General features: G+C 61.8%; 1 pseudogene. It reads right to left on the reverse strand.

What is annotated here, in order from left to right:
* A pseudogene (locus AAEY55_RS18455) lies at positions 1–259 on the reverse strand (phage tail protein); the annotation flags it as partial.

Below are 259 nucleotides of genomic sequence, written 5' to 3' on the forward strand. Positions count from 1 at the left end.
GGATGGTGCGGGCGTAGTAGCTCACGCCGTAGCGGTTGAGCAGGTCGCCTTCGGTGGAGGTGTCGAGGATGTTGTACTCGACCACGCGGGAAACGTCCTCGGCGAAGGTCACCTGATTACCCGGGCTTTCCCACTGCTTGACCTTGGCCAGTGCGGCGATGGCCAGCGAGGATGGCGACAGGAACACATTCTTCTTCGCGGCCTTGGAGTACACCGACGGCATGTTGTGTACCAGCAGGCAACGGTCGAAGCCCAGGTC

This window comes from Pseudoalteromonas sp. 120-MNA-CIBAN-0494, assembly GCF_040308885.1.
Lineage (GTDB): Bacteria > Pseudomonadota > Gammaproteobacteria > Enterobacterales > Alteromonadaceae > Pseudoalteromonas > Pseudoalteromonas nigrifaciens.